Genomic DNA, 20,426 nt, shown 5'->3' with positions numbered 1-20,426 from the left:
AGGACGGTTTCACGGGCCAACAATCAAATCATTTGTTTCTGAATCCCCAGGATCCCCAGGCGTTACCCGTAACACCTCTGCCAGGGTGGTCAGCCCGGCGTTCACTTTGTCGACACCGGCCATGCGCAGGCTGCGCATGCCTTGCTCCACTGAGGCCCGGCGCAGAGCCTGCACGTCGGCGCCTGGCGTGATCAGCGCCTTGAGCGCCTCGCTCATCGGCATGATTTCGTAGAGCCCGGCGCGGCCTCGATAACCACTGTCGCGGCATTCTGCGCAGCCGACAGCTTCATGCGCGGTGCCCGGCGCGCCCACCGGGCGTTTGCAATGCGGGCATAAAAGCCGCACCAAACGCTGCGCCATCACCCCTATAAGGGTAGCTTTGATCAAATAATGAGCAATGCCCAGCTCCTGCAACCGGCTGATGGCACTGGGCGCATCATTGGTGTGCAGCGTCGACAGCACCAGATGCCCGGTCAACGCGGCCTGAATCGCCATTTCTGCGGTTTCCCGGTCACGGATCTCACCGATCATGATGATGTCCGGGTCCTGGCGCAGCAGGGCGCGGACGCCGCTGGCGAACGTCAGGTCGATGTTGTGCTGCACCTGCATCTGATTGAAGGCCGGTTCAATCATTTCGATTGGGTCCTCCACCGTGCACAGGTTGACCTCGCGAGTCGCCAGTTGCTTGAGCGTGGCGTAGAGGGTGCTGGTCTTGCCGGAGCCGGTTGGCCCGGTGACCAGGATGATGCCGTTGGCCTGACCGGTCATGGCGTGCCAGCGCTGTTGGTCGTCGTGTGATAAACCCAACTGATCGAAATCCTTGAGCAGCACCTGTGGGTCGAAAATCCGCATCACCAGTTTTTCACCAAACGCCGTGGGCAAGGTCGAAAGGCGCAGTTCCACCTCAATGCCCGCCGGGCTTTTGGTCTTGACCCGGCCGTCCTGGGGTTTGCGTTTTTCCGCGACATTCATCCGGCCCAGGCTCTTGAGGCGGCTGACCACCGCCATCGTGACCTGAGGCGGAAACTGATACACATCGTGCAGCAGTCCGTCGATGCGAAAACGCACACGGCCCTGGTCGCGGCAGGGTTCGACATGAATATCACTGGCCCGCTGCTCGAAGGCGTACTGCAACAGCCAGTCGACGATAGTGACGATATGCGCGTCATTGGCATCCGGCTCCTGATCGCTGGCGCCGAGGCTGAGCAGTTCGACGTTGCCGGCCACCGTCGCTTTTTGATCGGCGCCGCTGACGGATTTGGCCAACCGGTAGAACTCGCCGATGCAGCGTTCAATAGCCGTGGGGTTGGCGACCACGCGCTTGATCGAGCGCTTGAGCACCTGCGCCAACCCGGCTTCCCAGTCGCGGACATGGGGCTGGGCGCTGGCGACGGTGACGGTCTGCGCATCCACCGCCACCGCCAGGATCCCATGGCGCTGCGCAAAGGCATGGGACATCAACGGCACCACGGTGGCCACGTCGATCTTGAGCGGGTCTATACGCAGATAAGGCTGCCCGACGTGCGTGGCCAGCCATTGCGTCAGGGTTTCCAGGCATAGCCCCTGTGCTGCGATGCATTCCAGAGGGTGCTGCCGGGTGGCGGGCAGCGTGGCTAATGAATGCGCCACCTCTGCAGTTATCAGCCCTTGCTCGACCAGCGCCGGCAGCAACTGATGCAGTTCCAATCGGTGAGTGCGCAAGGCGGTAGGCATGGGTATTTCCTGGTGGGCTTGGGGTGTAAACCCAGGCTAGCCTGCCCCTGAGTATCCGCCTCCCAGTGAGTATTGCCGGCTTTTACAGGCTGGCCGCCGTCACGGCTGCAGGCCGCAGGGAATCGGCCCGCCACACGTCCAGCGAGCAGACGCTGATCAGGTTTCTAATCTTTTCACCGATCACTTGGGCGCGGTGCCAGCTTAAACCGTCCATCACGATATCAATGTTCAACAGGTCGTCTTCACGGCTCACATTCACCTGTTGCGGGGTCAGGAACTGCAAAGCGAAATAGTTGAGCACCCGGCACAGCACGTCCGGCTCGGCCTCGGCGACGATCTGATAATGCGCCTGGCAATGGGCGCTGTTGACGGCCCATGCATCGACGCGTGCGCAGGTGTGAGTGGTTTCGACGGCGTGCATGCTGACTCTCCAAATTCGACTGGAGAAATTTTTACATTCGACACGGGAGATTTCTTATCTAAGATTGGCTCTATCTGCGATTTATTGAATAGATCAATTCAGGATAAGAACATTCAAAGGTATTTTTATGCACAGTGAGTTGGACGCTTATGACCGCCGCATTCTGGCCCTGCTACAAGAGGATGCTTCGCTGTCCAGTGCGCAGATCGCCGAACAGGTGGGCCTGTCCCAGTCGCCGTGCTGGCGGCGTATCCAGCGGCTCAAGGAGGAAGGGGTGATTCGCGGCCAGGTAACGCTGCTGGACCGCAAGAAGATCGGCCTCAATACGCAGATTTTTGCCGAGGTCAAACTCAACGCCCACGGCCGTTCCAACTTCACCGAGTTCACCGAGGCGATTCGCGGGTTTCCGGAAGTGCTGGAGTGTTATGTGCTGATGGGCGCGGTGGATTTTCTGCTGCGGATTGTTACGGCGGACATCGAGGCGTATGAGCGGTTTTTCTTCGAGAAGCTGTCGATGGTGCCGGGGATTCAGGAGGTGAACTCGATCGTAGCCTTGTCGGAGATCAAGTCCACCACCAGCCTGCCAGTCTTGCGCTGACAGGGCCTGCCTCATCGCGGGCAAGCCCGGCTCCCACATTGGAATGCATTCCCCTGTGGGAGCTGGGCGATAGCGATCTTACAGGCGCAGCAGAGTCTTCCAGGCGCGGTTCTGATACACCGCAATTGCCTGATGCATACGCGCATCCAGCGATTCATCGGTGATCGGCTGGTTGGCCAGCAGCGCCAACTTGTTCAGCTCGCCGTACAAGCGGTCCAGTTCCGGGATGTCCACCACCTGGCGTGCGTGGTGCAGCCAGGCCTGTATGCGTTCGATGCGCGGCAGTTGCTCGGCCAGGTCTTCCGGTTGCTGCTGGTAGCGCTGCAGTTGCAGGGCGACGGCGTCGTCGGCCAGCAGGCGTGGCAGCCAGTTGGTGATCTGCGCGGCGCCCTGGCGGTTGCCACGCACGTTGCGGTCGGCGGTCCAGGTGCGGGCCAGCAGCCAGCGCGAGGTGTTCAGCGAGAACAGGCCCCAGCGCACGTCTTCGAGTTCTTCGGCGAACTGTTCCGGCGCGGCTTTGCGGATGTCTTCATCGTCGTCACCGGCCTGCACCAGTGGACGCCAGTCTTCCAGCAGTGCGTCCAGTGCACTGCGCAGTTCGCTGGTGGATTGACGCGGCGCGGCCTGGCCGAGGCTGCCGATCAGGGCGCGCAGCTCGCCGAGGTTGTCGACCCAGTCCTGCAACAGGCGCCAGTGGCCATTGAAACGGTATTGCTCCGCCAGACGCTGGCTGCTGCCGAGCAGATGCCACATGATCGCGGCGAAGGCGTCGTCCAACGGCATTTCGGCGTGGATCTGCGGGGCCGGCAGGCTCAGCGAGTAGCTGCTGGCGTCGTACAGGCGGTAGCCGCGCTCGGCCTTGCTGATATCGCACGGCATCAGCGCCAGGGTCGCGGCCAGTTCGGCGGCCAGTTCCAGCAGGGCAGCCGGTTCGCCTTCGCGCAGTTCCAGTTCCAGCTCGCAGATTTCTTCTTTCTGCTTGCCGACCACCACATGGCCCAGGTCCAGGGCGGCTTCGATCACCACCTTGGCCTTGCCACGGCCCCAAGCGATTTCGGCGCGCTCACGCACGAAATCGGTGGTGAAAATCGGCTTGAGGGTCTTTTTGTCCAGCTCGGCCAATTGCTCGGGCCAGCACTCGCCGTCGAGTTTCTTCACATCGAGCTTGGCTTTGGGCAGGTCCCAGTTGTATTCATTGCGTTCCGACAAGCCGGCGACGCTTTGGCCACGGGTCTTGAGGGTTTGGATGATTTCTTCACCGTCTTTGCGCAGGCGCAGGGCGACTTTGGCCTGGGCCAGGTCGCGCTCGGGGGTGTCGAAATACTGGTTCATCAACTCACGGCGTTCCCAGCCACTTTTGTTGCGTTTTTTCAGTAGCGGGTGCTCACGCAGCGCGGCGAGGGTTTCGCGGCTGACGCGGAGCTTGATTTCGGTTTCTTTCTGCATGGCCGGAAAATCCAGGATCGGGAGCGCAGCCGGGGAAATGTGTGGCTGCCAAGGTCGTGCAGTGTACAGGACTGAGCCCGGCAACGCGCCGCAACGGTTTATTGTGTCGTGCAGATGGTTCTATAGTGGGGCTCATCCGGGAAGTTGAGAGGCTGCGCATGCCGTTACCGTCCATGAAAGAGCAATTCGCCGCGTTGATTGCCGCGCCGTCGGTCAGTTGCACCCAAGCGTCTCTCGACCAGACCAACCGCCCGGTCATCGACCTGCTCGCCAGTTGGTTGGGCGACCTGGGTTTTGCCATCGATATCCAGCAAGTCAGCCCCGGCAAGTTCAACCTGCTGGCCAGTTTCGGCACTGGCCCCGGCGGGCTGGTGCTGGCCGGGCATAGCGATACCGTGCCGTATGACGCCGCGCTGTGGAAGACCGACCCGCTCAAGCTGACGGAAGTCGACGGCCGCTGGGTAGGCTTGGGCAGCTGCGACATGAAGGGTTTTTTTGCCCTGGCCATCGAAGCCGTGCTGCCCTTGCTGGATCAGCCGTTCAAGCAACCTTTGCTGATCCTCGCCACCTGCGATGAAGAAAGCTCAATGTCCGGCGCTCGTGCACTGGCCGAGGCCGGGCGCCCGTTGGGCCGTGCGGCGGTGATTGGTGAGCCGACGGGGCTCAAGCCGATCCGCCTGCACAAAGGCGTGATGATGGAGCGCATCGATATTCTGGGCCAAAGCGGCCATTCGTCGGACCCAAGCCTGGGCCACAGCGCCCTTGAAGCCATGCACGACGCCATCGGCGAACTGCGCGGCCTGCGCCTGGCCTGGCAGCGTGAGTACCGCAACCCGCAATTCAGCGTGCCTCAACCGACCATGAACTTCGGTTGCATTCACGGCGGCGACAACCCCAATCGCATCTGCGGCCAATGCTCGCTGGAATTTGACCTGCGGCCGTTGCCGGGCATGGACCCACAGGTGCTGCGCGCCGCCATCCGCCAGAAGCTCGAACCCTTGGCCGAGCGCCATAAAGTCAAGATCGACTACGCGCCGCTGTTCCCCGAAGTGCCGCCGTTCGAGCAGGCCGAAGACGCCGAGCTGGTGCGGGTGGCGGAACGATTGACCGGTCATCGTGCGCAAGCAGTAGCGTTCGGCACCGAAGCGCCTTATCTTCAGCGCCTTGGTTGTGAAACCCTGGTGCTTGGCCCCGGCGATATCGCCTGCGCCCACCAGCCGGGCGAATACCTCGAAATGTCACGCTTGACGCCTACAGTGCGTCTATTGCGGGAACTGATCGAACATTACTGCCTGAAACCTGCATAAATTAACCCCTGCCTATTCGTACATAGAAGGAGAGCGAGCGTGTCGCCAAGCCTGTTCCGACGATAACCATCAGCCCGCTGTGCGCTTTCACGATTCATCCTTTTTTGGCTGCTTTTTATTACAGGCCCAGGTTTTATGCCCGAATACGTTAATTGGCTTCGTCACGCTTCGCCTTACATCAACGCTCACCGCGACTGCACCTTCGTGGTCATGTTGCCCGGCGATGGCGTGGAACACCCCAACTTCGGCAATATCGTCCACGACCTGGTGCTGCTCCACAGCCTGGGCGTGCGGCTGGTGCTGGTGCATGGTTCGCGCCCGCAGATCGAAACCCGCCTTGAAGCACGCGGCCTCACCCCGGCTTACCACGAAGGCTTGCGCATCACCGATGCGGCAACCCTGGAATGTGTGATCGACGCGGTCGGGCATCTGCGCATTGCTATCGAGGCGCGCCTGTCCATGGACATGGCCTCGTCGCCGATGCAGGGCTCGCGCTTGCGCGTGGCCAGCGGCAATCTGGTAACAGCGCGCCCGATCGGCGTGCTCGAAGGCGTGGACTACCACCACACCGGCGAAGTGCGCCGGGTGGACCGCAAAGGCATCAATCGCCTGCTGGACGAGCGCTCCATCGTGCTGCTGTCGCCATTGGGTTATTCGCCCACTGGCGAGATCTTCAACCTGGCCTGCGAAGACGTCGCCACCCGCGCCGCCATCGACCTGGGCGCCGACAAGCTGCTGCTGTTTGGCGCCGACCTCGGTTTGATCGATGAGCATGGTCGCCTGGTGCGTGAGTTGCGCCCGCAACAAGTGCCGGCGCACCTGCAACGGTTGGGCAACAACTATCAGGCTGAATTGCTGGATGCCGCCGCCGAGGCTTGCCGTGGCGGAGTAGGGCGCAGCCATATCGTCAGTTATGCCGAAGACGGCGCGCTGCTCACCGAGCTGTTCACCCGCGACGGCGGCGGCACCTTGGTGGCCCAGGAGCAATTCGAACTGGTGCGCGAAGCGGCGATTGAAGACGTCGGTGGCTTGCTCGACCTGATCAGCCCGCTGGAAGAGCAGGGCATTCTGGTGCGGCGTTCGCGTGAGGTGTTGGAGCGCGAGATCGAGCAGTTCAGCGTGGTCGAGCGCGAAGGCATGATCATCGCCTGTGCGGCGCTGTATCAGATCGCCGATTCGGATGCCGGTGAGCTGGCGTGCCTGGCGGTCAATCCGGAGTACCGTCACGGCGCACGCGGTGATGTGTTGCTGGAGCGCATCCAGACCCGCGCGCGGGCCCAGGGTTTGAAGACTTTGTTTGTCCTCACCACGCGCACCGCCCACTGGTTCCGCGAGCGCGGGTTTGTGCCGAGCAGCGTGGACCGCCTGCCGTCGGCGCGGGCCTCGCTGTACAACTATCAGCGTAATTCGAAGATTTTCGAGAAGGCCCTCTAGCTAAGAGCATGGGCTGGCTTATGTGGGAGCTGGCTTGCCTGCGATTGCATCACTTCGGTTCAACTGAAAGACCGAGGTGCCTGCATCGCAGGCAAGCCAGCTCCCACAGGGGACTGCATTTATTCTTTGATGAATTTGTCGGTGACGAACGCAGAGTAGTCCGGCAGCACCATCTCAACCTTTCCTTGCTCCTTCAAAAACTTCGCCGTTTCCCCAATCGCCTTGGCCGTGCCCCCTTTAAGCAGCGCGTCGGTTTGCTGTGCCTGGGCATCCGGGAACGTGGTGCCAGCTAGCAGCTCGGGAATGTCTGCAGCATTGGAACCTGTCAGTTTAGCGATTTTCTGCACGGGCTCCGAATCCACCGTCCAACTGTCTTTATGGGCGGCATAGTCAGCAAACGAATCCAGCGTAACCTTGGCAAACTTGGCCACTACGTCAGGATGTTTTTGCGCGAAATCCTTGCGCGCCACCCACACTTCGAACGTCGGCGCGCCCCACTGACCCACTTGGGCTGCGTCAGTCAGGGTTTTGCCGGTCTTGCGGATTTCCCCCAGCGCCGGCGACCACACGAACGCGCCGTCGATATCGCCACGTTTCCACGCGGCAGCAATTTCTGCCGGTTGCAGGTTCACCACTTTGACTTTTTGCGTGTCCAGGCCCCAGTGCTTCAGCGCCCCGAGCAGGCTGTAATGGGAGGTCGAGACGAACGGGGTGGCGATGGTTTTACCCACCAGGTCTGCGGGTTTGTCGATGCCGCTGCCATTACGTACCACCAGGGCTTCAGAAGTGTTGATCTGCGCCGATACGATAAACACCACGATCGGTAGATTGCGTGAAGCCGCTGCTGCCAGAGGGCTGGAACCGAGATTGCCGATCTGCACATCGCCGGAAGCGATAGCGGTGACCACTTCAGGGCCGCTGTTGAAACGGCGCCAGGCGATTTTCTCGCCGATGGCCTTTTCATAGAGGCCGTCAGCCTGGGGGACTTTGCTGGGGTCGATGCCGGTTTGATAGCCGATGGTCAAATCGGCGGCTTTGACACCAAAAGAAAGTATTAGTGACACAAAAACTGTAACAAATTGACGGGAGGATGTGCGTTTGGCCATGATGGCGTCGCCTTTTTGATCGTGAGTGACGTATGCAACCGTACGGCCACACTAATCGATCTAAAAAAAGGCTGGTAAATACCCTTTAGGAATTAGCTTATGGAGCGGTTGATCTATGCTGATCAGCTCGCTGCCTGCCGAGGCTTATTCCTGAATCGTATGAAAAAGAATGAAACAATTCTTTTTGGGTGTATGAAAAACTCATTACCCTGCAGGGACCAAATCAACTGCGATTAGACGAAGGTAGTAGACACACAAGGTTACGATTGACTTGGTAGTCACTATCTGGCGCTAATCGCGCATCTGTGGATCGAGGGCGTCAGACCCGAGACCAAAGAAATACAAAAATTAGAAATGAGAGGAGCGGTACATGAAGAAGTCCACCTTGGCGTTGGCTGTGACCCTGGGCGCAATCGCTCAGCAAGCAGGCGCTGCCGGTTTCATCGAAGACAGTAAGGCCACACTGGGCCTGCGTAACTTCTACATCAACACGGATAACCGTGATGGTGCTGCAGACCCGTCCAGGAACGAAGAATGGGGCCAAGGCTTCGATCTGCGGTTCATTTCGGGCTATACCCAAGGCACGGTTCAGTTCGGCGTTGACGCAATCGGCTTGTACGGCGTGCGCCTCGATTCTGGCCGCGGCACCAGCGGTAACATCACCGGTACTTCGTCCGGCGGTACTGTGTTCCCAAGCGACGGCAATCGCGCGGTAAACGATTTCGCCAGCCTCGGTGTGACCGGTAAGGTGAAGATCTCCCAAACCGAACTGAAACTGGGTACGTTGCAGCCTAAGCTGCCGGTTATCGTGACCAACGATGGTCGTATGCTGCCGCAAACCTTCCAGGGTGGCCAGATCACTACCAACGACATCAAGGATTTGACCCTGGTTGCCGGTCAGATTGAGCATGCCAAAGGCCGTAACTCCAGCAACAACGAAGGTTTGTCGCTGGGTGGTGCCAACGGTGGCTCGAACTACACCGCAGGCAAGTTCGTCAACAAGTTCTACTATGCCGGTGGTGACTACAAACTCACCAAAGATCTGACCGCACAGTACTACTACGGCAACCTGGAAGACTTCTACAAGCAGCACTTCCTGGGTCTGACCCATAACTGGTCGATCGGCCCGGGCGTATTGAAGTCTGACCTGCGTTATTTCAACAGTTCTGACGACGGCCTGAACGGTAACACGTCTTCCTACTACACCAGCGGTAACTACAACGGTTTCCGTGCCGGTAAGGGTAAAGTCGACAACAACCTGTACAGCGGCCTTTTCCTGTACTCCGTGGCCGGCCACACCTTTGGTGGCGGTTACCAGGTCAGCAATGGCAGCAGCGACTTCCCTTGGTTGAACCAGGGTGACGGCTCGTCGGCTTACATCACTACCGACATGCAGATCCAGAAGTTCGCCCGTGCTGGCGAGCGCACCTGGCAAGCACGTTACGCTTATGACTTCGCCAAGGTTGGCGTACCTGGCCTGACGGCTGGCGTTGTGTACCTCAAAGGTAGCAACATCGACACCATCGCGAACACTAACGCGCGTACTGAAACCACCGGCCAGTCCGAGTGGGAACGCGACATCACGGTTGCCTACGTGATTCCAGAAGGCCCGCTGAAAAACCTCGGCGTTGCCTGGAAAAACGCGATGTGGCGTACCGACCTGGCGAACACCCGTTCCCAGGACGAAAACCGTCTGATCGTCAGCTACTCGCTGCCACTGTTCTAGTCGTGTGAAGCTGTTGTAAGACTGTAAACCTTGCCCGGCGCAACGCCGGGCAAGGTGTCTTGCTTTTCAAGTCGGGCTCAACCCCCGCAAGCCCTTCCTGAAACCCCTCTTTTTACAGCGTCTCAAGGCCTTCTCGAACCTTGAAACCGATGTTGATCCTCGCCCGTTCCCAAGTCCAATGAACAGATTTTTAATATTCCTTTATCGTCTAGATAAATCGATATTTATTCTTTTTAAATAATCGCCAACCCATGCACAGTGGGCTCCATAAGCACTCATCAGGAGCCACACCATGAGCCTACGATTGGGCGACATCGCCCCCGACTTTGAACAGGATTCCAGCGCCGGCAAGATTCGTTTCCACGAATGGCTGGGCGATAGCTGGGGTGTGTTGTTTTCCCATCCGGCGGACTTCACTCCGGTGTGCACCACGGAGCTGGGCTTTACCGCCAAGCTCAAGGACGAATTCGCCCAGCGTGGCGTCAAGGCCATTGCCCTGTCGGTCGACCCGGTGGACTCGCACCACAAGTGGATCGAAGACATCAACGAAACCCAGAACACCGTCGTCAACTTCCCGATCCTGGCCGATGCCGATCGCAAGGTGTCGGACCTCTACGACCTGATCCACCCGAATGCCAGTGACACGCTCACCGTGCGTTCCTTGTTCGTGATCGACCCGAACAAGAAGATCCGCCTGACCATCACATACCCGGCCAGTACCGGTCGCAACTTCCACGAAATCCTGCGGGTCATCGACTCGTTGCAGCTGACCGACAACCACAAGGTCGCCACGCCCGCCAACTGGCAGGACGGCGATGAAGTGGTGATTGTGCCGTCGCTCAAGGACGAGGAAGAGATCAAGAAGCGCTTTCCGAAGGGCTACCGTGCGGTGAAACCGTACCTGCGCCTCACCCCACAGCCTAATCGCTAACACAATCCAATGTGGGAGCGGGCTTGCTCGCGAATGCGAAGTGTCAGCCAATGCATCAGGTGACTGATACACCGCATTCGCGAGCAAGCCCGCTCCCACAGTTGATCGCATTTCCAGTCTCACATAGCAGGGGTTTTCAGGCCGTTTCGACGGCCTTTTTTTCGCCTTGAGATTAATCGACGGCATATGCATTTATAGAATAAACAAATGAAAAAATAAGATTTAAAGATATATAAATATGCTGATAGGGTCTGTTCCATCTTGGCGACATCGCCACCCAGCGAACCGCCGACACTTGCCCAAGGAATACCTGCATGCTGGTCGTAACACTTGGAGGCAGCCCCAGCCAGCGTTCGCGCTCCGGGGTCTTGCTGGAAAAAACCCGTCAGTGGCTGCAAGACAAAGGCGTGGAAGTGGTGAGTTATCAGATACGGGACTTCCCGGCCGAAGACTTGCTGCACGCCCGCTTCGACAGCCCCAAAGTCATCGACCTGTTGCAGCAAATCGCCAATGCCGACGGCCTGGTCATCGCCACGCCGGTGTACAAGGCCTCGTTTTCCGGCGCGCTGAAAACCGTGCTCGACCTGCTGCCCGAGCGTGCCCTGGCCCACAAGATCGTGTTGCCGATGGCCACCGGCGGCAGCATCGCCCACATGCTGGCGGTGGACTACGCCTTGAAGCCGGTGCTCTCGGCGCTCAAGGCCCAGGAATTGCTCCACGGCATCTTTGCCGAAGACAGCCAGATCGCTTACGCCGAAGGCAGCGCCCAGGCGCAACTGGTGCCGGTGCTTGAACAGCGTTTGCACGAGGCCCTCGAGACGCTCTACGGCGCCATGGCCCGTCGCCCCAAACCGCTGGACCCCAATGTGTTGAATGAACGTTTGTTGAGTGCTCGCTGGAGCATTTAAGCCGTATCGAAATTTGTAGTACTCACCTTACTCAGCCGCCAACGGCCAAGCAGGTGCAGCCAACCCCCTCATCGCATTATTTGGAGAGAGCGCCATGCGCACTGTCATCTTGCGTCGTGGTCTGGTCGCACTGTTTGCTGCGGCTGTGTCCTTCGGCGCCATTGTTCAAGCCCAGGCCGCCGAGACGCTGCGGATCGGTTATCAGAAGTACGGCACGCTGGTGCTGCTCAAAGCCAAGGGCTCGCTGGAAAAGCGCCTGGCCGCCCAGGGCGTGCAGGTGCAATGGACCGAATTCCCCGGTGGCCCGCAGTTGCTCGAAGGCCTGAACGTCGGCGCGATCGACTTTGGCGTCACCGGCGAAACGCCGCCGGTGTTCGCCCAGGCGGCGGGTGCAGATTTGCTCTACGTCGCGTACGAGCCGCCAGCGCCGACCAGTGAAGCGATCCTGGTGCCCAAGGATTCGACGATCAAATCGGTGGCCGAACTCAAGGGCAAGAAAATCGTGCTCAATAAAGGCTCCAACGTGCATTACCTGTTGGTACGTGCCCTGGAAGATGCCGGCCTCAAATACACCGACGTGCAAACCATCTTCCTGCCACCCGCCGATGCCCGCGCCGCGTTCGAACGTGGCAGCGTTGACGCCTGGGTGATCTGGGACCCGTACCAGGCCGCCGCCGAGAAACAGCTGCAAGCCCGCACCCTGCGTGACGGCACCGGCATTGCCGACAACCACCAGTTCTACCTGGCCACCAAGTCTTACGCCACGCAGCACCCGGATGTGATCAAGGCGCTGGTGGAAGAAGTGCGCGCCGTGGGCGAGTGGTCCAAGGCCAACCCTACGGAGGTGACCGAACAAGTCGCACCACTACTCGGCTTGCCGGCGGACATCACCCTGACCTCGGTCAAGCGCCAAGGCTACGGCGCGCTGTTCCTGACCCCGGAAGTGGTCGCCGCCCAGCAGAAAATCGCCGACACCTTCTACCAGCTCAAATTGATCCCCAAACCCTTGAGCATCAAGGACGTGATCTGGACTCCATCCGCCGCCGTCGCCACAGCGCCGTAATCCGACTTCTTCAGGAGACAACTCCATGAGCCTCAATATTTTCTGGTTTCTGCCTACCCACGGCGACGGCCATTACCTTGGCACCGCCGAAGGCGCCCGCGCCGTCGACCATGGTTACCTGCAGCAAGTGGCCCAGGCGGCTGACCGCCTGGGGTTCGGCGGGGTGCTGATTCCTACCGGCCGCTCCTGCGAAGACTCGTGGCTGGTGGCTGCCTCGCTGATCCCGGTGACCCAGCGACTGAAATTCCTTGTCGCGCTGCGCCCCGGCATCATCTCCCCGACGGTGGCGGCGCGTCAGGCCGCGACCCTGGACCGGTTGTCCGGCGGGCGCGCTTTGTTCAATCTGGTCACCGGCGGTGATCCGGAAGAGCTGGCTGGCGATGGCTTGTTCCTCAGCCACGAAGAGCGCTACCAGGCTTCGGTGGAGTTCACCCGCATCTGGCGCCGCGTGCTCGAAGGCGAAACCGTGGATTACGACGGCGAACACATTAGCGTCAAAGGCGCCAAATTGCTCTATCCGCCGATCCAGCAGCCACGTCCGCCGCTGTACTTCGGTGGCTCCTCTGAAGCCGCCCAGGACCTGGCAGCCGAACAGGTGGAAATGGTGTTGACCTGGGGCGAACCCCCGGCCGCCGTCGCGGAAAAAATCGAACAGGTTCGCGCCAAGGCGGCAAAACTTGGACGCACTGTGCGCTTCGGTATTCGCCTGCATGTCATCGTGCGCGAAACCAACGATGAAGCGTGGAAAGCCGCCGACAAACTGATTTCCCATCTGGATGACGAAACCATCGCCCGCGCCCAGGCATCCCTGGCGCGTTTCGACTCGGTTGGCCAGCAGCGTATGGCCGCTTTGCACGGTGGCAACCGCGACAACCTCGAAGTCAGCCCCAACCTGTGGGCCGGTGTCGGCCTGGTGCGCGGCGGTGCCGGCACCGCACTGGTGGGTGACGGCCCAACCGTTGCGGCGCGGGTCAAGGAATACGCGGCGCTGGGCATCGACACTTTTATCTTCTCCGGTTACCCACACCTGGAAGAGTCGTATCGGGTTGCCGAACTGCTGTTCCCGCACCTGGATATCGAGCGTCCCGAGCAGCCGAAAAGCGCCGGTTACGTCAGCCCGTTCGGCGAAATGGTCGCCAACGACATCCTTCCCAAAGCTGCGTCGCAGAGCTGAGGCGTAGTCATGAACTATGAAAAATTAAGCCATCGCGTTGCGCCTTGGGTGCTGCCGATCCTGTTGTTGGCGGTGTGGCAGCTGTCGGTGTCGGCGGGCTGGTTGTCGACGCGCATTTTGCCGGCGCCCAGTGCGGTGATCGAAGCGGGCGTCAACCTGGTACGCAGCGGCGAAATCTGGACGCACCTGGCCATCAGCGGCTGGCGTGCGGGCCTGGGCTTTGTGATCGGTGGCAGCATCGGTTTGGCCCTGGGCTTTATCACCGGCCTGTCGAAGTGGGGCGAGCGCCTGCTGGACAGCTCGGTGCAGATGATCCGCAACGTGCCGCACCTGGCGCTGATTCCGCTGGTGATTTTGTGGTTCGGCATTGATGAGACGGCGAAGATTTTCCTGGTCGCCCTCGGCACGCTGTTCCCGATCTACCTGAACACCTACCACGGCATCCGCAACGTCGACCCGGCGCTGGTGGAAATGTCGCGCAGCTATGGCCTGTCCGGTTTCAGCCTGTTCTGGCAAGTGATCCTGCCGGGCGCCTTGCCTTCGATTCTGGTGGGCGTGCGCTTCGCCCTGGGCTTTATGTGGTTGACGTTGATCGTGGCGGAAACCATCTCCGCCAGCTCGGGCATCGGTTACCTGGCGATGAACGCCCGCGAATTCCTGCAAACCGACGTGGTGGTGCTGGCAATTGTGCTCTACGCCATCCTCGGCAAGCTCGCCGACCTCGCGGCGCGTGGCCTGGAACGTGTGTGGCTGCGCTGGCATCCGGCTTACCAAGTGAATAAAGGAGGTGCGGCATGACCGCTCAACAACCTCCGCGCCTGCTCAAGGGCATCCCGCTGGCGGTGCGCAAGTTGCGCAAGGCCTTTGGTGCGCGGGAAGTACTCAAAGAGATTGATCTGCACATTCCGGCCGGTCAGTTCGTGGCCGTGGTCGGCCGCAGCGGCTGCGGCAAAAGTACCTTGCTGCGTCTGCTCGCAGGCCTGGACAAAGCCAGTGGCGGCGAGCTGCTGGCCGGCTCCGCGCCGCTGAACGAGGCGATTGAAGACACGCGGCTGATGTTCCAGGAAGCGCGTCTGCTGCCGTGGAAAAAGATCATCGACAACGTGGGCCTTGGCCTCAAGGGCAACTGGCGCCCCAAGGCGTTGGAAGCGCTGGAAGCGGTGGGTTTGGCCGAGCGTGCCAATGAATGGCCGGCGGCCTTGTCCGGCGGCCAGAAGCAGCGTGTGGCCCTGGCTCGCGCGTTGATTCACCAGCCGCGCCTGCTATTGCTCGACGAACCTTTGGGCGCGCTGGACGCACTGACCCGCATCGAGATGCAGCAACTGATCGAAAACCTCTGGCAGAAGCACGGCTTCACCGTGTTGCTGGTCACCCACGACGTCAGCGAAGCCGTGGCGATTGCCGACCGCGTGATCCTGATCGAAGACGGCGAAATCGGCCTCGACCTGATCGTCGATCTGCCGCGCCCACGCGCCAGGGGCTCACATCGCCTGGCCGCGCTGGAAGCCGAAGTGCTTAACCGGGTGCTGTCGCTGCCAGGCTCGCCGCCGGAACCTGAACCTGTTTCACCGCTGCCTACGCAATTGCGTTGGGCTCAATAACTCATAGAGGTAAACCATCATGACTATCAAAGCCATCAACGTACGTAACCAGTTCAAAGGCACCATCAAGGAAATCGTCGAAGGCGACGTGCTGTCGGAAATCGACGTGCAGACCGCGTCCGGCATCGTGACTTCGGTGATCACTACCCGCTCGGTCAAAGAGCTGGAACTGGTGATCGGCAGCGAAGTGATTGCCTTTGTGAAGTCCACCGAGGTGTCGATCGCCAAGTTGTGATCACTCCACTGATCGTTCCCACGCAGAGCGTGGGAACGATCAGCGCTTAGGCAAATACGCCGGCAAATAAAGCCCCACATACGCATCAAACACCCGCATCCCTTCCTCGGCCATGCGCGGCGTAATCTGCCCATGCTGATGCACCGAACGCGCGTACACGCGGTCGCTCAATTCCAGCGCCAGCGCGAACACGTCCACGTCGGTGGGCAAGGTCGGCACTTCGAAGTGGCGGTTGAACACTTCAAGCATCAAATCCCCCAACTCCAAGTCATGTTGACGGTCCGCCTGGGTCACTTCGGCAAGCCCGTGTTGCGCCAGGATCAACTGACGTGCAGCCGCGTCGTTGCTGTAGATGCTGAGCATGCGCTGCTCGACGATAGAGGACAGGTCGCGCCACACCTTGAGTGAATCATGCTCGATAGGCGCCTGGATCGCGGCGCGAAAAGCCGCATGTACATCGGCAGTCAGCGCTTCCAGCAACGCCGGCACGCTGGCGAAAAAGTGATACACCGACGACGGCGGGATCTGCGCCCGTTCGGCCACGCTGTAGATCGACAAGCTCGCCACGCCTTCGCTCGCCAGCAAGGTGCGAGCGGCGTCGAGGATCGCATCGATCCGGGCCTGGCTGCGGGCGCGGGGTTTGCGAGGGGCGGCGGGGCGGGTGGGCATGGAAGTCTCCTACAAGGCAGAGCGCATTGTATGAGCAGGAGGGTGTGTTGTCTGCCAGGGCCTCATCGCAGGCAAGCCAGCTCCCACACTTTGATCTGTGAACGCATTCAAGTGTGGGAGCTGGCTTGCCTGCGATGAATACAACGCGGTCTACCGGAATAAACTCAAAAAAAAGCCGCAGGCCATAAAGCCTGCGGCATTCTTTTAAAGCTGCAACTGCTTACACAGTATGCAGGTACCAGTTGTACTCAAGGTCGGAGATGGAGTGTTCAAACTCTTCCAGCTCACTTTCCTTGCAGGCGACGAAGATATCGATGTACTTGGGATCGATGTACTTGGCCATCACCTCGCTGTCGTCCAACTCACGCAATGCGTCGCGCAGGTTGTTCGGCAGGCTCTGTTCGTTCTGCTCGTAGCTGTTGCCTTCCACCGGTGCGCCAGGCTCGATCTTGTTGGTCAGACCGTGGTGCACGCCCGCCAGGACCGAAGCCATCAACAGGTAAGGGTTGGCGTCGGCACCGGCCACGCGGTGTTCGATACGCACGGCATCGGATGAGCCGGTGGGTACGCGAATCGCCACAGTGCGGTTATCCAGGCCCCAGCACGGCGAGTTCGGCACGTAGAACTGTGCGCCGAAACGACGGTAGGAATTGACGTTGGGGCACAGGAACGCCATTTGGGCGGGCAGGGTCTCGAGCACACCGCCGATCGCGTGACGCAGTGCGGCGTTCTGCTCGGGATCCTCGCTGGCAAAAATATTCTTGCCGTCCTTGTCCAAAATGGAGATGTGTACGTGTAAACCGTTGCCTGCCTGGCCTGGGTAAGGCTTGGCCATGAAGGTGGTGTCCATCTCATGGTCGTAGGCGATGTTCTTGATCAGGCGCTTGAGCAGTACCGCGTAGTCGCAAGCCTTGATCGGGTCGGCGACGTGGTGCAGGTTCACTTCGAACTGCGCCGGGGCACTTTCCTTGACGATGGCGTCAGCCGGGATGCCTTGCTCTTTGGCACCTTCCAGAATGTCCTGGAGGCAGTCGACGTATTCGTCGAGGTCGTCGATCAGGTAGACCTGTGTCGAGTGCGGGCGTTTGCCGGAGATCGGCGAGCGGGGCGGTTGTGGGCGGCCGTTCACGTTCTCCTGGTCGATCAGGTAGAACTCAAGCTCGAAGGCGGCGCAGATGGTCAGGCCGAGGTCGTCAAATTTGCTTACAACCTGGCGGAGCACTTCGCGAGGATCGGCGAAGAAAGGTTCACCTTCAAGTTCGTGCATGGTCATCAGCAGTTGCGCGGTGGGGCGCTTTTGCCAGGGTTCATTGCACAGGGTGTCGGGGATTGGATAACAGATTCGGTCAGCATCACCGATGTCCAGACCCAGGCCGGTGCTTTCCACCGTCGAGCCGTTGATATCCAGGGCAAATAAAGAGGCAGGCAGGTTAATGCCCTTCTCGTAAACCTTGTGGAGGCTGGTGCGTTCGATGCGCTTACCGCGCACCACACCATTCATATCCGCAATTAGAAGGTCTACGTACAGAACCTCAGGATGATCCTTAAGGAACGCGTTCGCTTCGTTAAGCTGAACGGCACGCGGGGGTACCGACATGATGCAACACCTTTGTTGTTAAAAATATCAATCATTGATCTTTTCTGGTTTCAGTCAACCCGAACGGCATGCCGAAGTCAAGCAAGGCCTTTTTTGCCCTAAAAAAGCGCCCTGAGGCCTTTTTTGGGGCTTTTTGGGGCGGTTTTTTGGGTTTGAAGGGCTTGGGACTAGCAGGCTAAAGCGGGCCGTGTTGTATTTTTTACGGGGGTGTTGTGTAAAAAAATGAACAAGGCTAAGCTCGATTCAAACCCATAACAGCAATAATACCGGGGTGCTTCATGTCTCGCCTGCCGTTAATCGGCGTCACCGCCTGCTCCAAACAGGTCGGTTTGCATGCTTATCACATCAGTGGCGACAAGTATGTCCGTGCAGTCGCAGTCGCTGCCAAGGGCTTGCCATTGATCATTCCATCCTTGGGCGATCTGCTCGACCCGGCCAATATTCTTGACGGCCTGGATGGCATTCTCTTTACCGGCTCCCCCTCCAATATCGAACCCTTTCACTACGACGGTCCGGCCAGTGCGCCCGGGACTGCTCATGATTCTGCACGCGACCAGACCACATTGCCGCTGCTGCGTGCCGCGATTGCGGCCGGCGTGCCGGTGCTGGGCATCTGCCGTGGCTTTCAGGAAATGAACGTGGCCTTTGGCGGCAGCCTGCACCAGAAGGTTCATGAAGTGCCGGGCATGATGGATCACCGCGAAGACGACACCCAGCCGCTGGACGTCCAGTACGGCACGGCGCACGCCGTGGCGATTACCCCCAATGGGGTATTGGCAGGCCTGGGTTTGCCGCCGACGATTCAGGTCAACTCGATTCATAGCCAGGGCGTTGACCGCCTGGCGCCGGGTATGCAGGTGGAAGCGACCGCACCCGATGGGTTGATCGAAGCTTTTTCTTACACGTCGGGCAAGGCTTTTGCTTTAGGAGTGCAATGGCACCCCGAATGGCAGGTAAGCTCTAACCCGCACTACCTCGCGATCTTCCAGGCCTTTGGCTCGGCTTGTCGAAAGCGGGCGATGCAACGCGACGCGGATGCTGCGTCAACCAACGCCTGACCTTTAATGGATGTCAGGAAACACAGCCCAGAGGCATTTATGAGTAACAACCTCGACCAGCTCACCGATTGGTTGAAAGACCACAAGATCACAGAAGTCGAATGCATGATTGGCGACCTCACGGGCATCACCCGGGGCAAGATCTCGCCGACCAACAAGTTCATCGCCGAAAAAGGCATGCGCCTGCCCGAGAGCGTTCTGTTGCAGACCGTGACCGGCGACTATGTCGAAGACGACATCTATTACGAATTGCTCGACCCGGCCGACATCGACATGATCTGCCGCCCCGACCAGAACGCGGTATTCCTGGTGCCTTGGGCCATCGAGCCGACCGCCCAGGTGATCCACGACACCTACGACAAGCAAGGCAACCCCATCGAGCTGTCGCCGCGCAACGTGCTCAAGAAGGTACTCAAGCTCTATTCCGACCGGGGCTGGCAGCCGATCGTGGCGCCGGAGATGGAGTTCTACCTGACCAAGCGCTGCGAAGACCCGGACTTCCCGCTGCAACCGCCGATTGGCCGTTCCGGTCGCCCGGAAACCGGTCGCCAGTCCTTCTCTATAGAAGCCGCCAACGAATTCGACCCGTTGTTCGAAGACGTCTACGACTGGTGCGAACTGCAGGAACTGGACCTCGACACGCTGATTCACGAGGACGGCACGGCGCAGATGGAAATCAACTTCCGTCACGGCGATGCCCTGTCCCTGGCCGACCAGATTCTGGTGTTCAAGCGCACCATGCGTGAAGCCGCGCTCAAGCACAACGTGGCCGCCACCTTTATGGCCAAGCCGATGACCGGCGAGCCGGGCAGCGCGATGCACTTGCACCAGAGCATCATCGACATCGCCACCGGCAAGAACGTCTTCTCCAATGAAGACGGGACCATGAGCCAGCTGTTCCTTAACCACATTGGCGGCCTGCAGAAATTCATTCCTGAATTGCTGCCGCTGTTTGCCCCCAACGTGAACTCGTTCCGCCGCTTCCTGCCCGACACCTCGGCGCCGGTGAACGTGGAATGGGGTGAAGAAAACCGCACCGTCGGCCTGCGCGTACCGGATGCCGGGCCGCAGAACCGCCGCGTCGAAAACCGCCTGCCAGGCGCCGATGCCAACCCGTACCTGGCGATTGCCGCCAGCTTGCTGTGTGGCTACATCGGCATGGTCGAAGGCCATAACCCCAGCGCACCCGTGGTGGGCCGTGGTTACGAGCGCCGCAACCTGCGCCTGCCGTTGACCATCGAAGACGCCCTGGAGCGTATGGAAAACAGCAAGACCATCGAGAAGTACCTGGGGCAGAAATTCATCACAGGCTACGTCGCGGTCAAGCGGGCCGAGCATGAAAACTTCAAGCGCGTGATCAGTTCGTGGGAGCGGGAATTCCTGCTCTTCGCCGTCTGATGCGCCGGGCGCGCGGGGCAACCTGCGCGCCCTTCACCGAA

19 protein-coding genes are annotated in these 20,426 nt (G+C 59.9%); 13 read left to right on the top strand and 6 right to left on the bottom strand.

All coding sequences use genetic code 11. The annotated features are described in order from the left end of the window. Window positions 1–9: 9 nt before the first annotated feature. Window positions 10–1,713: a GspE/PulE family protein gene (locus ASE80_RS21690; protein ID WP_056860745.1), complete on the bottom strand. Its 1,704-nt coding sequence runs from the start codon at window positions 1,711–1,713 to the stop codon at window positions 10–12. An 82-nt stretch (window positions 1,714–1,795) separates the two neighbouring features. Further along, window positions 1,796–2,134: a hypothetical protein gene (locus ASE80_RS21685; protein WP_056860744.1), complete on the bottom strand. Its 339-nt coding sequence runs from the start codon at window positions 2,132–2,134 to the stop codon at window positions 1,796–1,798. Between the two features lie 127 nt (window positions 2,135–2,261). On the opposite strand from ASE80_RS21685, the gene ASE80_RS21680 reads away from it, so the two are divergent. Next, on the top strand, window positions 2,262–2,732 hold the full coding sequence (locus ASE80_RS21680; RefSeq protein ID WP_007928270.1) for an Lrp/AsnC family transcriptional regulator: 471 nt from the start codon (window positions 2,262–2,264) through the stop codon (window positions 2,730–2,732). Between the two features lie 78 nt (window positions 2,733–2,810). Here the strand turns inward: ASE80_RS21680 and ASE80_RS21675 are convergent, their stop codons facing one another. Next, window positions 2,811–4,178, bottom strand: coding sequence for a CYTH domain-containing protein (locus ASE80_RS21675; protein ID WP_056860743.1), 1,368 nt, complete (start codon window positions 4,176–4,178; stop codon window positions 2,811–2,813). Between the two features lie 158 nt (window positions 4,179–4,336). Between ASE80_RS21675 and argE the strand changes: the two genes are divergently transcribed. Together argE and argA are read left to right on the top strand one after the other, a co-directional pair. Next, a complete protein-coding gene (gene argE / locus ASE80_RS21670; RefSeq protein ID WP_056860742.1) occupies window positions 4,337–5,485 on the top strand; it encodes an acetylornithine deacetylase in 1,149 nt (382 codons plus the stop codon). A gap of 135 nt (window positions 5,486–5,620) precedes the next feature. After that, window positions 5,621–6,919, top strand: coding sequence for an amino-acid N-acetyltransferase (gene argA / locus ASE80_RS21665; RefSeq protein ID WP_056860741.1), 1,299 nt, complete (start codon window positions 5,621–5,623; stop codon window positions 6,917–6,919). 119 nt (window positions 6,920–7,038) lie between these two features. On the opposite strand, the gene tauA is transcribed toward argA, so the two are convergent. Next, on the bottom strand, window positions 7,039–8,025 hold the full coding sequence (tauA, locus tag ASE80_RS21660; RefSeq protein ID WP_056860740.1) for a taurine ABC transporter substrate-binding protein: 987 nt from the start codon (window positions 8,023–8,025) through the stop codon (window positions 7,039–7,041). Window positions 8,026–8,395: 370 nt separating this feature from the next. On the opposite strand from tauA, the gene ASE80_RS21655 reads away from it, so the two are divergent. From ASE80_RS21655 to ASE80_RS21620, 8 genes are all read left to right on the top strand, one after another. Continuing rightward, window positions 8,396–9,751 (top strand): OprD family porin, encoded by a 1,356-nt coding sequence (locus ASE80_RS21655; protein ID WP_056860739.1) that lies wholly within the window; start codon window positions 8,396–8,398, stop codon window positions 9,749–9,751. Window positions 9,752–10,043: 292 nt separating this feature from the next. Continuing rightward, entirely contained in the window at window positions 10,044–10,682 is a 639-nt protein-coding gene (locus ASE80_RS21650; RefSeq protein ID WP_015886425.1) for a peroxiredoxin, read from the top strand. 314 nt (window positions 10,683–10,996) lie between these two features. Then, window positions 10,997–11,590: an NADPH-dependent FMN reductase gene (gene ssuE / locus ASE80_RS21645; protein ID WP_056860738.1), complete on the top strand. Its 594-nt coding sequence runs from the start codon at window positions 10,997–10,999 to the stop codon at window positions 11,588–11,590. Between the two features lie 94 nt (window positions 11,591–11,684). Then, on the top strand, window positions 11,685–12,653 hold the full coding sequence (locus ASE80_RS21640) for a sulfonate ABC transporter substrate-binding protein (RefSeq protein ID WP_056860737.1): 969 nt from the start codon (window positions 11,685–11,687) through the stop codon (window positions 12,651–12,653). Window positions 12,654–12,678: 25 nt separating this feature from the next. Further along, a complete protein-coding gene (gene ssuD / locus ASE80_RS21635) occupies window positions 12,679–13,827 on the top strand; it encodes an FMNH2-dependent alkanesulfonate monooxygenase (protein WP_056860736.1) in 1,149 nt (382 codons plus the stop codon). A gap of 9 nt (window positions 13,828–13,836) precedes the next feature. After that, entirely contained in the window at window positions 13,837–14,625 is a 789-nt protein-coding gene (gene ssuC / locus ASE80_RS21630) for an aliphatic sulfonate ABC transporter permease SsuC (RefSeq protein WP_056860735.1), read from the top strand. Next, on the top strand, window positions 14,622–15,428 hold the full coding sequence (gene ssuB, locus ASE80_RS21625; RefSeq protein WP_056860734.1) for an aliphatic sulfonates ABC transporter ATP-binding protein: 807 nt from the start codon (window positions 14,622–14,624) through the stop codon (window positions 15,426–15,428). Before ssuC ends, ssuB begins: the two co-directional genes overlap by 4 nt. A gap of 19 nt (window positions 15,429–15,447) precedes the next feature. Beyond that, window positions 15,448–15,663: a TOBE domain-containing protein gene (locus ASE80_RS21620; protein WP_003213899.1), complete on the top strand. Its 216-nt coding sequence runs from the start codon at window positions 15,448–15,450 to the stop codon at window positions 15,661–15,663. A 39-nt stretch (window positions 15,664–15,702) separates the two neighbouring features. Here ASE80_RS21620 and ASE80_RS21615 read toward each other — a convergent pair whose 3' ends face one another. Together ASE80_RS21615 and ASE80_RS21610 are read right to left on the bottom strand one after the other, a co-directional pair. Beyond that, window positions 15,703–16,332, bottom strand: coding sequence for a TetR/AcrR family transcriptional regulator (locus ASE80_RS21615; RefSeq protein WP_056860733.1), 630 nt, complete (start codon window positions 16,330–16,332; stop codon window positions 15,703–15,705). A gap of 220 nt (window positions 16,333–16,552) precedes the next feature. Next, window positions 16,553–17,929: a glutamine synthetase family protein gene (locus ASE80_RS21610; RefSeq protein WP_003213894.1), complete on the bottom strand. Its 1,377-nt coding sequence runs from the start codon at window positions 17,927–17,929 to the stop codon at window positions 16,553–16,555. Between the two features lie 278 nt (window positions 17,930–18,207). On the opposite strand from ASE80_RS21610, the gene ASE80_RS21605 reads away from it, so the two are divergent. Together ASE80_RS21605 and ASE80_RS21600 are read left to right on the top strand one after the other, a co-directional pair. Then, window positions 18,208–18,987: a gamma-glutamyl-gamma-aminobutyrate hydrolase family protein gene (locus ASE80_RS21605; RefSeq protein ID WP_056860732.1), complete on the top strand. Its 780-nt coding sequence runs from the start codon at window positions 18,208–18,210 to the stop codon at window positions 18,985–18,987. 39 nt (window positions 18,988–19,026) lie between these two features. Beyond that, entirely contained in the window at window positions 19,027–20,385 is a 1,359-nt protein-coding gene (locus ASE80_RS21600) for a glutamine synthetase family protein (protein WP_017139534.1), read from the top strand. The last annotated feature ends 41 nt before the right edge of the window (window positions 20,386–20,426 follow it).

This window comes from Pseudomonas sp. Leaf15 (assembly GCF_001421425.1).
Classification (GTDB): Bacteria; Pseudomonadota; Gammaproteobacteria; order Pseudomonadales; family Pseudomonadaceae; genus Aquipseudomonas; species Aquipseudomonas salomonii.
Note: the sequence above shows the minus strand (reverse complement) of the source record. Positions and strands in the feature narration are given on the sequence as shown.